Raw genomic sequence first — 13325 nt, 5'->3', positions numbered from 1 at the left:
GACAAAATGCCCTTGCCAAGGGGGCGTCCACATATGAATCAGATCGCGCACCTCACATCAATGGGGCCTGACCCTAGGAAGAACTGGCGTTTGAAGGCGTACATGTCGGCGAAGGTGCAATATTCGGGCGCGCCCAAGGTGATGACGGGACTGCGCTCGCCGATATGGCGCACCCATCGCGTCCAGATCTGTTGGCACTCGGATTCCTCGGCGGCCGTCATCCATGCCAAGGGGTAGCCGAGCGAAATATGGAACAGATAGGCGTCGGGCGACGCGGTGCGGATCTGGAGGACGTCCGCCAGCCGCGCGCGAAGATCCCTTAGCTTTCGGCGCTCGCCATCATCCGCAGGCCGCAGCATGAAGGTGAGCGCCCTTCCATTGGCCGGACGCTGCTCGGGATCGATCTCCATCCGGATCGGCAATGGGATGCCCAATCGGGCAGCCTTCAGCCGTTCGGCCAGAATGCGGTTGCACGCGTCGATGGGAAGGTCGGGGGGCAGGTCGGCTGGCCAGCTTTCCCGCAGGCGCGGCCGGTCGTTGGCACCGCCGAACACCGTCATATGATAGGAGGAGGGCGGAAGCAGCGCGATCTTCTTCGCGAACCCATGGTTTGGCGCGTCACGATAGATGTCGAGCATCGCGTCGAAGGCTGCGGAAAATTCGCCTTGCTGTGGGAGGTGGCAAATCACCGTGTTGCCGGCGAAGGGCAGCACCCGACCGTCTGCGGCAAATTTGCGACCGACATCCGGCGGATAATGCGAGGGGTTGGCCTGGGCCGTGCCGGGTACGGTCCACGCCGCGGCGCTTGAGGCGCTCCACAGCAGCAGTTCGCGCCGGCTCGGCCGGATTTCGAGATTATTCATTCACAGGCTCCAGTCGGCGCGGCGACGGCTTCAGAATTGGAAATGCGAGTTGATGCCGACATATCGATGATCATCGCGCGGTACCCAGCGCACCACCCCTTGGCCGAAGGTCGACAGATTGGTCGAATAGGATTTGTCGGTGATGTTCTTCACCACGAAGTTCACGTCCCACCGATCCTGGGCCACAAGTCCGATTCCTGCATTCCAGATACCGAACGCGGGCTGGATCGTCGTGGCGGTTTGGTTGATGCTGTATTGTACCTTGCTTTGGGCATTTGCGTCGGTGGTCAGGCGCAGCGCCAGATTGCCGCTAAGCGGTAGCTGATAGCTTGCCCGGACATTTCCCTTCCATTTCGGGGCATAGGGCAGGGGACCACCGTTGATCTGGCAGGACGCGTTTGCGCCAGCCGGGCAGGTGAACTGATCGACGTGCGCGTCGGTATAGGCGCCGCTCATCGACAAGGTCAGGGCAGCCGAGGGTTGCACCGTCAGATCGGCTTCAGCGCCGCGCGTCGAAACCCGCCCTGCGTTGATCAGCCGGGTTACCGGCGAGCCGTTATAGGTGTCGTAGAAGTTGACCTGATAGTTGCGGAACTTGTCGAGGAATCCGGCGATGTTGAGCCGCACCATGTTGTTGAAGAAACGCGATTTGAGGCCGAGTTCATAGGAGTCGGACGTTTCCGGCTTCAGCGCCAGCGCGTCCTGCGGCAGCATCGAGAAAGCCACATTATACGCCGGCCCCTTATACCCGCGGCCATAGGTGAAATAGAGCATCGCCTTTGGCGCGAGGTCATATTGCAGCCCGGCGCGACCCGAAAAGCCGGTGCTGCTCGTATCCCCTCTTGCAGAAAAGGACGTCTGGATACCCGTCACCGCAACGGGCGAACTTGAAGTCCGAAGGAACTGGTAGCGCAGCGCATCGCGCGTGACGCGTCCGCCAAGGGTAGCGCGCAAGGCGTCGGTGAAATGGAGATTTGCTTCCCCGAATGCGGCATAGCTGGTGTTGGAGACGCTGTAATTGGCGACCCCGACATAGTTCGCGCCGGTCGAGAGCGTGGTCGTGCGCTGGTAGCGCTCGTGATCGTCGCCCTGGAAGAAGAACAACCCTACCTGATAGTCGAGCATCCCGCCTTTCGGCGAGGCGAGGCGCAATTCCTGCGACATCTGGTTGAAGGTGAGATTGCCGATGTCATGTTGCTGGGCAAAGGCGGGGGTTGGCGCTGCGAGCCGGTCCTGGTCCTGCGCCTGGTCGTTCTTCCATCCCCGCCAGGCCGAGATCGATGTCAGAACATAGTCACCGATTGTCCAGTCGAACTGCAACGATCCGCCATAGTTGCGATCGCGCGCGTTCGTGAAATAGTTGCTGTTGATCTCGCGGTTGTCGGGCCCCGCCACGACCGGAGCGAGCGCGCTCGCAAATGCGGGGTAGTTGGAGACGGTACCGCTGGGATAGGCGATGAGCGCGGTGGCCGCGACCACCCCCTGCGGGGTCGTGCTACGCGCATCGGCATAATCGGCGATTAATGTCAGCTTGAGATCGCTGCCCGGCGTGAACTGAAGCTTGCCGCGAAGCCCGGCATTGCGGAAACCGTTGACGCGCGAGCCGTCAAAGGCGTTCGTCACATTGCCGTTATAGTGCGACCAGGCGCCGGTGAGGCTGAAGCCAACCTTGTCGCCCGCGAGAGGCCCGGAGACCCCGATACGGGCGCGCCATTCTTCACCACCGGTATAATAGCCGAGGTCGGCAAAGCCCCCGAGTTTGTCGCCGGGCGCGCGGGTCACGATGTTGACCGCGCCTACGGAAGCATTTTTGCCGAACAGCGTGCCCTGCGGGCCGCGCAGGACCTCGATATGGTCGATGTCCATCAGCTCCATGCTGGCCTGTCCCTGCCGCGCAAGGACTATTCCGTCGATGATCGTCGAAACGGTCGGCTCCACCCCCGGTGACGTCGAAACCGTGCCGAGACCGCGGATGAAGAGCGCCTGATCCTTCGCCGAGGCGGTGGTGCGGAAGTTCAGGGACGGGGCGATGGCGGAGATGCTCTGGATGCTGGCGCGGTTCTCGCTGCGCAGCGTGTCGCCGTCGACCAGCGATATGGCGATCGGCACCTTCTGCAGGGGCTCCGGCCGACGGGTAGCCGTAACCACGATATCGCCGGCAGCGTCGCTCGAGGTGCTCGCCGCTCTATCGTCCGGCGTGTCCGCAGCCTGGGCGCTCGCCTCGGGGATCGCCAGCGTTGATGCAAGGATGGAGACCGACGCCAGCAGCAGACGGCAGTATGTGCTTTTATCCATCTGAAATTCCTCCCATGGCACACTAAGGCACACTGTGCAGGTGTAAAATGCGCCCATTAGTCCGATAAGGCGCTTAATTTGCTCTCGTCATGTGTTTCTTTTGTGACAGAGGGAGAAAAAGAATCAAGTGAGTGGTGTCTTTTTGCCAAATTGGGCTATCGTACGCGCGTGAGCCCCTTTGAGGGCAGCCCATTCGGAGATGCCAAGGCTGTATGCGTGACAGTGGACCGTTTAATACACTCACCGAGAGTGAAAGAGCAGTCCTGCGCCACGCGTTCCGCTTCGGCGGGGTGACGCAGGGGCAGGTTGCCGCTCTGACTGGGCTCACCCAGCAATCTGCCTCTCGAATCGTCGGTGGCCTGTCGGGGCGGGGACTGCTGCTGGAGGGTGAGCGCGTGGTCACCGGCAAGCGGGGCTATCCCAGCGCCTCCTTCAGTCTTCGACCGAATGCCGCCTATGCGTTCGGCGTCTCTCTTGCGGAAAACGCCGTTACCATATCGCTGACCAACTTTGCCGGGGCGGTCGTTGCGGAAAGCTTCCTGCCGATCGCGACGACGTCACGCGAAGGCGTATTCGACCATATTGCCGCAACCGTCCAATCGATGCGCCAGACGCATCTTGCTGGCGACGATCCCGTGGCAGGTATCGGCATCGCTGTCTCCGGGTCGCATATTGGCGAGGGGCAGGGCTACAACACCCCCTATGGCCTCGATGCCTGGGCGGGCATCGATATCGCTGCGTTGTTCACAGAGCGGTTCGCGATGCCGGCATGGGCGGACAATGACGGCAATCTTGCCGCGTTCGCCGAAGCGATGCGCGGGGTTGGCAAGCGCGAAGACAGTTTCGCCTATTTGTTCATCGGGTCGGGTGTCGGCGGGGGGGTCATCCTGGGCGGCGAATTGTGGCGGGGCATCCACGGAAACGCCGGTGAATTTGCAGGCGGGCTGCCGCCCAACATCTATCCCTTTCCCAATCTCGAACTCCTGCGGCGCCTTGTCGTGGCGCAGGGCGTCGACCTTGCGAGCGTGCGCGATCTGGTCGAACGCTTCGACCCGTCGTGGCGCGCGATCGATGACTGGATTGCGCGCGTACGCGACTCCGTTTCGATCATCGTCTCCAATGCTACAGCGATCCTCGATGTGCGGCTGGTGGTGCTGGGGGGGGAGATTCCAACCCGGCTGGCCCAGATGTTGATCCCGCGGATCGAACTGTTCGATCAGCGGCGCCGCGCCACGGCGCGGCCGATGGCGACGATCGTTCCAGCCGAAGTGCAAGGCAATGCCGCTGCGTTGGGTGCGGCGATGCTGCCGCTGCGGCAGACTTATTTCCGTACGTGAAAGACGCGCCGAAATGTTTTGCTCGGGTTGGCTGGCTTGCGCTGCGCCGCCGCATCATGCCGCATCATAACGTGGCCGACAAGGCGGACCGTTGCGGCAAAGAAGCGGCGACGAGGGGCAACTGGTGCTGCCGATCGCGTGGGAGGCGACGGGGTAGGGCACCTCGCGCCAACGCGCGACCGCGCGCTACGGCGTTGCCGCCGAGCGCCGCGCATCGCCGATCTCGGCCCTGCGGTAGCGATCGCTGGTGCGCGAAGTCGTCGAGGCAGTGATCGCCGCGAGCGCCGTCGCGGTCCGGATCGGCGGCAACTACGCCTATACGCGCCGCACGAAGGCTATGTGCAGGTGCCGCTGCAGCCTGCCTTTTTCGACCTGATCAACTATTATCGCACCTGCCTCCACGAGCTGACCCTCGCCACCGGTCATGCCTCGCGGCTCCGGGCTATTCACGCCCCGTGTTCGGAGCTCCATTCTTAAGGCCAACCGTTCGGAAGCCGAGATGGGACGCTGCGAGCGTTTCCTCCTGGGCGTGACGGGCTGCCGGACGGTATCGGGCGCAATAATTGCTGGCGCAGAGATAGGAACCGCCCTTGATGACCCGTGCCTTCGCCTCGGGCTGGCGCGGGTCGAAGCTGGGATTGCCGGGGGCTCCGTCGCCGACCGCGAAGGGCGCGTGGCTGGGCAGATACCAGCTCTCGGTCCATTCCCAGACATTACCGATCAGATCATAGGCGCCGGCACCATTGGGCTTGAAACAGCCGGCGGGCGCGCGGCCGGCATAGCCGTCGCGCTTCGTATTCACGTTCGGGAAGCTGCCCTGCCAGGTGTTCGCCTTATCCGGATTGGGCTCGGCGTCGGGATCAGCGTCTCCGACGCGCGCCGCCGCTTCGAACTGTTCCTCGCTTGGCAGCGCGCGGCCCGCCCAGCGGGCATAGGCCTGTGCATCGGCAAAGGTGACATCGACCACCGGCTCTTCCTCATGCCCGATGATGGTGCTGCCGGGGCCTTCGGGCTGGCGCCAGTTCGCGCCGCGCACGAACCGCCACCAGCGGCGCGGATCGGGTTCCTCGATCGGCGTCTTGGGCGGCACGAAGACGAAGGCGCCGCCGCCCGGCTTCTCCGCCTCGGTGCGATAGCGGGTTGCGGCGACAAAGGCGGCGAACTGGCGGTTGGTGACTTCGTGGGCATCGATGTCGAAGGCGGGCACCTCGGTCTCGGTGGGCGGCCCTTCCTCCGGATAATAGCGGCTGCTGCCCATCACGAAATGGCTGGCGGCGATGCGAACCGGCCGGTCGGCATGGCTGCCGGCACAGACGCGGGGCGGGCCTGCCGGCGTGGGTGCCGCTGCCGGGCGGGTGGCCCAGAGCAGCGGCAGCCCGACCAGCGGCGCAAGGGCGAGCAGCGCGACCGGCTTCACGGGCGACTTCATGGGAATGTCGCCGGCGTCGACTGCATCACCACGCCCGCGCCCTTGGCATAGGCGTCCCACGCCGCCACCAGCGCCTTCAGCCGGGCGGGCTCGTCGGCGGCGCGGTCGCGGGTTTCGCCGGGATCCTCGGCGAGGTTGTAGAGCTTCCACCCATCGCCCAGATCGACGAGTTTCCAGTCGCCCTGGCGGATCGCGCGGCGACCGAACAGCTCGGTACCGACGATCTCCTTCGGCCCGTGCACCGCCCTGGTCTGCCCGCGCAGATAGGGAAGCCAGCTGCTGCCGCGCACCGGCTGTACCTTCCGGCTGCCATAGCTGCTGCCCTGCCAGCTACCACCGGCCGCCTCGACCAGCGTCGGCACCACGTCCATCACCGTCCCATAGGCATGGCTAATCCCGCCCTGCCGCTTCCAGCCGGGATAGGAGAGGAACGCCGCAACCCGTGTTCCCCCCTCGCTGGTGAAGCCCTTGTACAAGAAGGAGGGCGTGGTCGCTGCCTGCGCCCAGCCGGGGCCATAGGCGGTGTAGGAGGTCGCGGCGCCCAGATTGTCGAGCCGATTATCGGCCGCCTTCAGCCGCTGCGCCATGGTCGGCAACTTGGTCGTGGCGAGGTCGATTCCTTCCGCGCCATTGTCGGCGAGGAACAGGATGATGGTGTTGTCATATTGGCCGGTAGCCTTGAGGTGTGCGATGACCTTGCCGACATTCTGGTCGAGCCGGTCGACCATCGCCGCATAGACTTCCATCAGCCGGGACTGCTCGCGCCTCTCCGCGGGTGACAGATGTGCCCAGTCGCGTCCGTCGGGCAGCACGAAGGGGTGCGGCGTCACGCCTGCGGGCACCAGCCCCAGCGCCTGCTGGCGCTTGAGCCGCTGCGCTTGCAGCACCTCGAACCCGGCATCGTAGCGGCCGCGATATCTGGCGATGTCCTCGGCCGGGGCCTGTAGCGGCCAGTGCGGCGCGGTGAAGGTCAGGTAGGCGAAGAAGGGCTTGGCTGGATCTGCCTTGCCGAGAAAGCCGATCAGCTTCGCCGCATAGGCGTCCGACGAGTAGAAATCCTTGGGCAGGCTCGGCAGGGTGACGCCGTTCTCGCGATAGGTTGCCTGGCCTGGCAGCGGTATCGCGGTGGCGTCGATCCCGAAATGATTGGCGCCGCCCTGGAGAAGCGTGAAGGCCTGATCGAAGCCGTGGCGGGTAGGGTCGTCCTGCGGCCGCGTGCCGAGGTGCCATTTGCCCGACATCAGCGTCGCATAGCCCAGGTCGCGCAGTCGCTCGGCCAGCGTTACGACATCGTCGGGCAGATACCCCTGATAGCCCGGCTTGCCGATCTGGTTCGGCGCAACCAGCTCGGCCATGTTGCCCAGGCCGGCAAGGTGGTTGTCGGTGCCCGAAAGCAGCATCGAGCGGGTCGGCGAGCAGGTCGGCGCGGCGTGGAAGCCGGTGAGACGCAGGCCATGTTCGGCCAGCGCATCGAGATTGGGCGTGCGGATCTCGCCGCCAAACGCACCGAGATCCGAAAAGCCGAGATCGTCGGCAACGATGATCAGGATGTTGGGCCGTTTGGGCGGCGGCGCAGGGCGAGGCGGTTGCTGCGCCACGACAGCGGGCGACGGCAGGAGCAACAGGAGCAGCGCGGCAAGGCGTAGACGCATGGGCGACCTATCCGAGAAAGCGCCGCGCCTCCCGATCCGGAAGCGCGGCTGAGGTGGGCGATGTCAGGCGGCGGCTTCGACTGCCGCGACCGGCTCGGGCTTGATCACCCGGCTGGGCGCACCGTCGATTCCGCGCGGCACGTCGCCGGCGATGGTCGCCCGGCGCAGGGTACGGCGCTGGTGGCCGAAATCGGCGATGGCGCGGTGCTGGGTGGCGCGATTGTCCCAGATCGCCACGTCGCCGGGGCTCCAGCGCCAGCGCACGCTGTTCTCGGGCTTGGTCGCGTGATCCTGCAAAATGCCGAACAGCCGGGCGAAATCCTCGCGGCTGAAACCGACAAAGCCCTTCACGAAACTGCCAAGCAGCAGCAGCTTCTCGCCCGTGACGGGATGGACGCGCACAACCGGATGCTCGGTCTCGTACACGGTCGAGGCGAACACTTCGCGGTGGCGGCGGATCTGCTCGCTGGTCGCCTCGGGGCGCTGCGCCGCATAGTCATAGGCGTTGGTGTGGACGGCGCGGAGATTTTCCAAGAGCGCCTTCAGCGGCGCGGGCAGCGTTTCATACGCGGTGACCGCATTGGCCCATAGCGTGTCGCCGCCCGCCGGGGGAATGGTGATCGCCCGCAGGATGGACGCGGCGGGATAGGCGGGAAGGAAGGTGATGTCGGTGTGCCAGGCGGAAGCCGCCTCGCCTTCCTTGCTGTCGAGTTCGAGCAGGAAGCGCGACCCGGCCGCCACCGGCACGGTGGGATGTGCGAGCGGATCGCCGAGGCGTTCGGCGAACGCCTCCTGGCCGGCATCGTCGAGATGCGTCTGCCCGCGGAAGAAGATCACCTTGTGGCGGTAGAGCGCGGCGCGGATCGCATCGATGGTTGCGTCATCGATGTCGCCGCCAAGTCGGATGCCCCGGATTTCGGCGCCGATCCGGCCGGCGACGGGCGTGATGTCGAGCGGGCTGTCCGCATCCGCGGCGTTGGTGAAAGCATGCGTCTGGACGGTCATGTGCACTCTCCTTCAGGGTCAGTCGTGGGGGAGTTGGCCGGCGGCACGCGCTTCCAGCGCGCGACGGATGGTGGCGTGGCGCTGCGCGTCGAGCGGAAAGCGCCAGATCAGGGCGGCGGACAGGATGTGGGCGAGTGCCGGGCCGAGGGCGAAGACTAGCTTCAGCGTCTCCAGTGCCTCGGGCGCATTCGCGCCTTTTGGGGTGAAACCCATCCAGGCGATGAAGGGCAGGGCGATGCCGATGCCGATCGCCGGCCCGGCCTTGGTGGCCAGGCTGAACACCGAAAAGAACAGGCCGGTGCGGTTGTGGCCGGTTTCCAGCTCGTGCAGGTCGGCGACGTCCGCCACCATTGCGCGGAGCATCAGATTGCCCGATCCCTGCGCCAGGCCCTGCGCGATCGTCAGTGCCAGCAGCAGCCCCATCGCGCCTGGCACCACGAACAGCAGGCCGAGATTGATCGCTACCTGTACCAGCTCGCCGGCAATGGCGGTTTCGCGCTTGCCCAGGCGGCGGCCGATCTGCAGCCAGATCGGTCCGGCGAAGATGCCGAACACAAACTGGAACAGGTAAAGCCCGCTCGCCCAGCCCGGTTGATCCATATAGCTGACCGCGAAGAAGGTGATGAGGCCGGCGCGGATCGACTGGCCGGCGGTGACCGCCACGTCCGAGGCGAGCACGCGCACCAGCAGCCGGTCGCGCAGGATCAGGCTGGCGGTGCGCAGAAAGCCGTCGGGTTGCGGTTCGAACGCCGGGCGGGGTGGCTCGCGAAAAGCCGTCAGGCTGAGCAGCAGCGCAGGAGCGAGCGTCAGCAGGATGAACCCGCCGACGACATGAAGCTTCAGTTCGATGTCCGCCGGACGCACCTGTTCGAGCAGGGTCGGCAGGATCAGCACCAGCAGCAGACCCGAGGCTTGCGCCGTCTGCTGGAATGTCACCGATCTGGTGCGCCCGTGATAGGCGCCGGACAGTTCGCCCGCCCAGGCCGAGAACGGCACCTCGATCATGGTCCAGCCGGCGTAGAAAACGAACAGCGCTGCGGCGAGGTAAAGCGGGGCGACCGCCGGCGGCGGGAAAAAGAGCAGGGTCGAGCCCAGCCCGAACAGCAGACCGCCGGCTCCGATCCAGGGCTTGCGACGGCCGAAGCGGCTGCGGGTGCGGTCGCTCAGCACGCCGACGATCGGGTCGGCGGCAACATCCCAGAATCGGCCGAGAAAGAAAATCAGGCCGATCGTCGCCAGCGATAGGCCATAGTGCGTCGCGTAGAGCTGCGGCACGAACAGTGCCAGCGGCAGCCCCGCCCCTGCGATCGGCACCGCCAGCGAGGCGAAGCCGATCAGCCGCCACGCCGGTGGTTCGTCGGTGCGTCGCGCCGGAGAGGCGATACGGAACCGGGTGTCGTGGGCGGGGATCGTCGCCATGGGCTCACCATTTCGTCCGGAGGGTGACGCCCAGCGTGCGCGGATCGCCCAGGATCGCGGTGACGAGCCCGGTATTGGCCACGCTGAGCGTCTGGAAATACTGTTTGTCGAAGAGGTTGCGGGCCCAGACCGAAAGGTCGAGCTTGCCCTTGTCGAACCGCACGCCGAGGCGCGCGTTGACCAGCCCATAGCCCGGCACCAGGCCGTAGCGACTGTCGCTGGCAACGGTGTAATAGCTGGATCGCCACGACCAGTCGGCATGGCCGTACAGATCGATGCGGTCGGTCAGCGCGTGCGAGGCGTCGGTGCCGAACGAGGCGGACCATTTGGGTACGCCGGCGAGCCGCTGCCCGCTCATGTCCTGCACCGGCGATCCGGCGGGCTGCCCAGCGGTCGGGTTCAGTGCCTCGACGGGGGTCGGGCCGTTCGGATAGTTGCGATAGGTAGCGTCGGTATAGGCAAGCGCGCCGGTGAAGCCGAGACTTGCGATCGGCTGCCACGCGAGATCCGCTTCGAACCCGCGCGAGCGGACCTTGGGGATGTTGGCGATGTAGTTGATGTAGCTGTTGGTGCCGATCACCTGCTGGACGATCGTCGTCTGGTAATTGGTTACGTCGTCCCAGAAGGCCGCGAGGTTCGCGGTGACCGTGCGGTGGAACAACTGGGACTTCAGCCCGATTTCGTAATTGTCGGTCTGTTCCGGTTCCACCACGGCGCTGACGCCAGCCGGAATCGTTGTGAGGTTGAGGCCCTGCGACTTGGTGCCGCGCGAATAGGTCGCATAGACCAGCGCCGCTTCCACCGGCTTCCAGCTCAGCGTGGCCAGCCAGGAGAGGCTGTCGTCCTTCGCGCTGACGCTGTAATTCGCAGCCGGGTTCAGCGCATTGCGGATCGCCTGCGCGCGCGCCGCCTGTGCCGCGGTAAGCCCCGCGAGCGACTTGCCGTCGGTCTGTTGCGACACATAGCTGCCCCATTTGTCTTCATGGGTGAAGCGCAGGCCCGTGGTAAGGCTCAGCCGCGGATCGATGTGCCACGTCGTCTGGGCGAAGGCGGCAAGGCTGCGGGTATGCGGATCGGAGCGGGAGCGCGATGTGAAGCCGTTGACCGCCGCATCGGCAACGACGGGCGTGTCATTCGGGTAGAGCCAGTTGGGCGCATCCGCGCCGTAAACAGCAGCGCCGACGCCACGCACGACTTGCCAGAAATAATAGCCGCCGATCAGCCAGTCGACGGGGCGCTCGCCATTGGAGGCGATGCGTACTTCCTGGCTGAACTGGCGCTGGAAATTCTGCTGGTTGCTCTGTAGGTTGACCGAAAGCGCCGTGACGTCGGCATCGTTCGACGGATACCAGTTCCAGTGCCGGCCCGCAGTGACGGACGTGATTGTTGCCCCGCCCAGGTCATAGTCGATCTGCGCGGACAGGCCCCAGGTGTCCATTCTCGCATAAAAAGGCGAGTTGGCGTCGGTCTTCCGCGCGAAAGGGTCGAAGGGCAGCGGCGTATAGCCGGCACGCGCAACCCGCTGCAGCCAGTTGTTCGCGATGGTCGTGCCGTTATTATACGTCGTGAAAACCGATACCGGCAGGTTTACGCAGCATTGCTGGCGCTGGTTCGAATAGTCGCCGATCAGCCGGATCGACAGGCCTGAAAGCGGCGTGACCAGCAACTGGCCCCGCGCGGTGAAATCGTCGTAATTATGGACGTCCTTGCCGGTCGTGACATTGTGCAGGAAGCCGTCTCGGTGGGTTTCGGCCAGACTGATCCGCGCGGCGGCGATCCCGTCGATCAGCGGGCCGCTCAGCGATCCGCGCAGCTGCCGATAGCCATAGTCGCCGAAGCTCGCCTCGCCCTGCGCTTCGGTCGTGAAGCTCGGCAGGCGCGAGGTGATGTTGATCGCGCCAGCGGTGGTGTTCTTGCCGAACAGCGTGCCCTGGGGCCCGCGCAGTACCTCGACGCGCTCGAGGTCGACCAGGTCGAACTGGCTCTGCCCTGGCCGGCCATAATAGACGCCGTCGATATACAGGCCGACGCCGTTCTCGATGCCGTCATTGGTGAGGGCAACGTTCGAGCCAAGGCCGCGGATATTGATATTGGTGTTGCGCGGGTTGAAGCTGAACACCTGGAGCGCCGGCACCAGCTGCTGGATCTGGTCGAGCCGATAGTCGCCCCGCGCGGCCAGTGTCTCGCCGTTGATGGCGCTAAGCGCGATCGGCACGTCCTGCGCCCGCTCGGTGCGGCGACGGGCAGTGACGACGATGTCGCGCTGCTCGTCCGCGGCCGCTGCGTCGGTTTCCACTTTGGTTGCGGTTGCGGTGGAGGTTGCACGCATCGGATCGGCTGCGGCCAGCTGCACGGATTGTGCCTGGGCCGTACCGGCCAAGAGTGCAGCAAGGCTGGCGCCGGCAAGCCATGCCGGCACAAAAGGTTGGAACGACAATGGTTTCTCCCTGAAAATCGGATCGTCGGCAGATCGCGGCCGGCCGACGGACGCGCCCCATCCCCGTCCGGCGCAGCCTGTGTGCGGACGCCGGGGCGACGCCGATCCGGCCAATTTCGTCTGCCTTAGGGAACCGCGTGTGCGGTCAGCGGCTCCGGCAATCGCGGTGGATCATATAACCTCCCTCTCTCGACATTTAATTTCTACTGATTTGATAGGGATTGGGAGCCTAGTTTGAGTTTGTGAGCGCGAAGCTCAGCTTTGGCGGGTGGAACGAGGGGCGACAGCGGTCGTTCGCCGCGATGTCCTGCCGCGGATTCCCCAACACGGTCGGTTCATCGGGCTGGATCCGGCATGGTCGTTGCTAGCGGGCGGATCGTCGTTCCAGCGGTCGCCGCGCTGGCGCGCGGCGGCGTTGTTGAGGGCCTCTCCCGGCGGCGCGGGAGTGGGCGGCGCTCCCTTCTAGGCGCGGACGCAGCGGCGGCAAGCCGGCCTGCGGCCGGCTCCTCCATTGCATTGCGGCCCTGCGGGTGCCGCCGCCGCTCGGCCCGCGCCTTGCCGGTCGCCTCTTGCCGCCCACCCCCGCTTTCCGGGGAGGCTCTGTGGGTGGGCGGGAAAGGAGGCGAGGACCATGCCCGCAACCCCCGGCCGTCGCGCCCGGCGCACGCCGCAGGACCATGTTGCACGACCGGCCGTCCGGTCCCCCGAACCGCATGCCAGCCTGTACCAACGGGTCACCCGGCAGCTCGTCGCCGAGCTCGCTGTCGCCCGTCGTGTTCGAGCGGCAGCAGCTTTTGAAGGCGGAAGGCGTCTAGGGTCAGGCCCCATTGATGTGAGGTGCGCGATCTGATTCATATGTGGACGCCCCCTTGGCAAGGGCATTTTGTC

Annotated in this window: 10 protein-coding genes; 2 read left to right on the top strand and 8 right to left on the bottom strand. The window is 65.4% G+C overall.

Annotated elements, in window-relative coordinates:
- Positions 1-38 precede the first annotated feature (38 nt).
- Positions 39-863, bottom strand: a complete 825-nt coding sequence (locus tag ACT53M_RS19915; protein ID WP_476235667.1) for a DUF1868 domain-containing protein — start codon at positions 861-863, stop codon at positions 39-41.
- 30 nt (positions 864-893) lie between these two features.
- Positions 894-3158: a TonB-dependent receptor gene (locus ACT53M_RS19910; protein WP_476235666.1), complete on the bottom strand. Its 2265-nt coding sequence runs from the start codon at positions 3156-3158 to the stop codon at positions 894-896.
- Positions 3159-3370: 212 nt separating this feature from the next.
- Between ACT53M_RS19910 and ACT53M_RS19905 the strand changes: the two genes are divergently transcribed.
- The gene (locus ACT53M_RS19905; protein ID WP_476235664.1) at positions 3371-4495 is read left to right on the top strand and encodes an ROK family transcriptional regulator; all 1125 of its coding nucleotides are present in this window, start codon (positions 3371-3373) and stop codon (positions 4493-4495) included.
- Between the two features lie 186 nt (positions 4496-4681).
- On the opposite strand, the gene ACT53M_RS19900 is transcribed toward ACT53M_RS19905, so the two are convergent.
- Positions 4682-4804 (bottom strand): hypothetical protein, encoded by a 123-nt coding sequence (locus tag ACT53M_RS19900; RefSeq protein WP_476235662.1) that lies wholly within the window; start codon positions 4802-4804, stop codon positions 4682-4684.
- 30 nt (positions 4805-4834) lie between these two features.
- Here ACT53M_RS19900 and ACT53M_RS19895 point away from each other — a divergent pair, with 30 nt between their 5' ends.
- A complete protein-coding gene (locus ACT53M_RS19895) occupies positions 4835-4972 on the top strand; it encodes a zincin-like metallopeptidase domain-containing protein (protein WP_476235660.1) in 138 nt (45 codons plus the stop codon).
- On the opposite strand, the gene ACT53M_RS19890 is transcribed toward ACT53M_RS19895, so the two are convergent.
- The 5 genes from ACT53M_RS19890 to ACT53M_RS19870 form a co-directional block, all read right to left on the bottom strand.
- A complete protein-coding gene (locus ACT53M_RS19890) occupies positions 4938-5924 on the bottom strand; it encodes a formylglycine-generating enzyme family protein (RefSeq protein WP_476235659.1) in 987 nt (328 codons plus the stop codon). The two genes, ACT53M_RS19895 and ACT53M_RS19890, sit on opposite strands and share 35 nt — an antisense overlap.
- Complete coding sequence (locus ACT53M_RS19885) at positions 5921-7576, bottom strand: arylsulfatase (protein WP_476235658.1); 1656 nt, start codon at positions 7574-7576, stop codon at positions 5921-5923. The genes ACT53M_RS19890 and ACT53M_RS19885 overlap by 4 nt, the downstream gene beginning before the upstream one ends.
- 63 nt (positions 7577-7639) lie before the next feature.
- A complete protein-coding gene (locus tag ACT53M_RS19880; protein WP_476235656.1) occupies positions 7640-8581 on the bottom strand; it encodes a TauD/TfdA dioxygenase family protein in 942 nt (313 codons plus the stop codon).
- Positions 8582-8599: 18 nt separating this feature from the next.
- Positions 8600-10000, bottom strand: a complete 1401-nt coding sequence (locus tag ACT53M_RS19875; RefSeq protein WP_476235655.1) for an MFS transporter — start codon at positions 9998-10000, stop codon at positions 8600-8602.
- 4 nt (positions 10001-10004) lie between these two features.
- Complete coding sequence (locus ACT53M_RS19870; RefSeq protein ID WP_476235653.1) at positions 10005-12437, bottom strand: TonB-dependent receptor; 2433 nt, start codon at positions 12435-12437, stop codon at positions 10005-10007.
- Positions 12438-13325 lie beyond the last annotated feature (888 nt).

The organism is Sphingomonas sp. DMC6, from assembly GCF_056314225.1.
Note: the sequence above shows the minus strand (reverse complement) of the source record. Positions and strands in the feature narration are given on the sequence as shown.

Coding starts and splice junctions, on each gene's coding strand:
- ACT53M_RS19915 (WP_476235667.1), bottom strand. CDS start 863: ATGAATAATCTCGAAATCCGGCCGAGCCGGCGCGAACTGCTGCTGTGG.
- ACT53M_RS19910 (WP_476235666.1), bottom strand. CDS start 3,158: ATGGATAAAAGCACATACTGCCGTCTGCTGCTGGCGTCGGTCTCCATC.
- ACT53M_RS19905 (WP_476235664.1), top strand. CDS start 3,371: ATGCGTGACAGTGGACCGTTTAATACACTCACCGAGAGTGAAAGAGCA.
- ACT53M_RS19890 (WP_476235659.1), bottom strand. CDS start 5,924: ATGAAGTCGCCCGTGAAGCCGGTCGCGCTGCTCGCCCTTGCGCCGCTG.
- ACT53M_RS19885 (WP_476235658.1), bottom strand. CDS start 7,576: ATGCGTCTACGCCTTGCCGCGCTGCTCCTGTTGCTCCTGCCGTCGCCC.
- ACT53M_RS19880 (WP_476235656.1), bottom strand. CDS start 8,581: ATGACCGTCCAGACGCATGCTTTCACCAACGCCGCGGATGCGGACAGC.
- ACT53M_RS19875 (WP_476235655.1), bottom strand. CDS start 10,000: ATGGCGACGATCCCCGCCCACGACACCCGGTTCCGTATCGCCTCTCCG.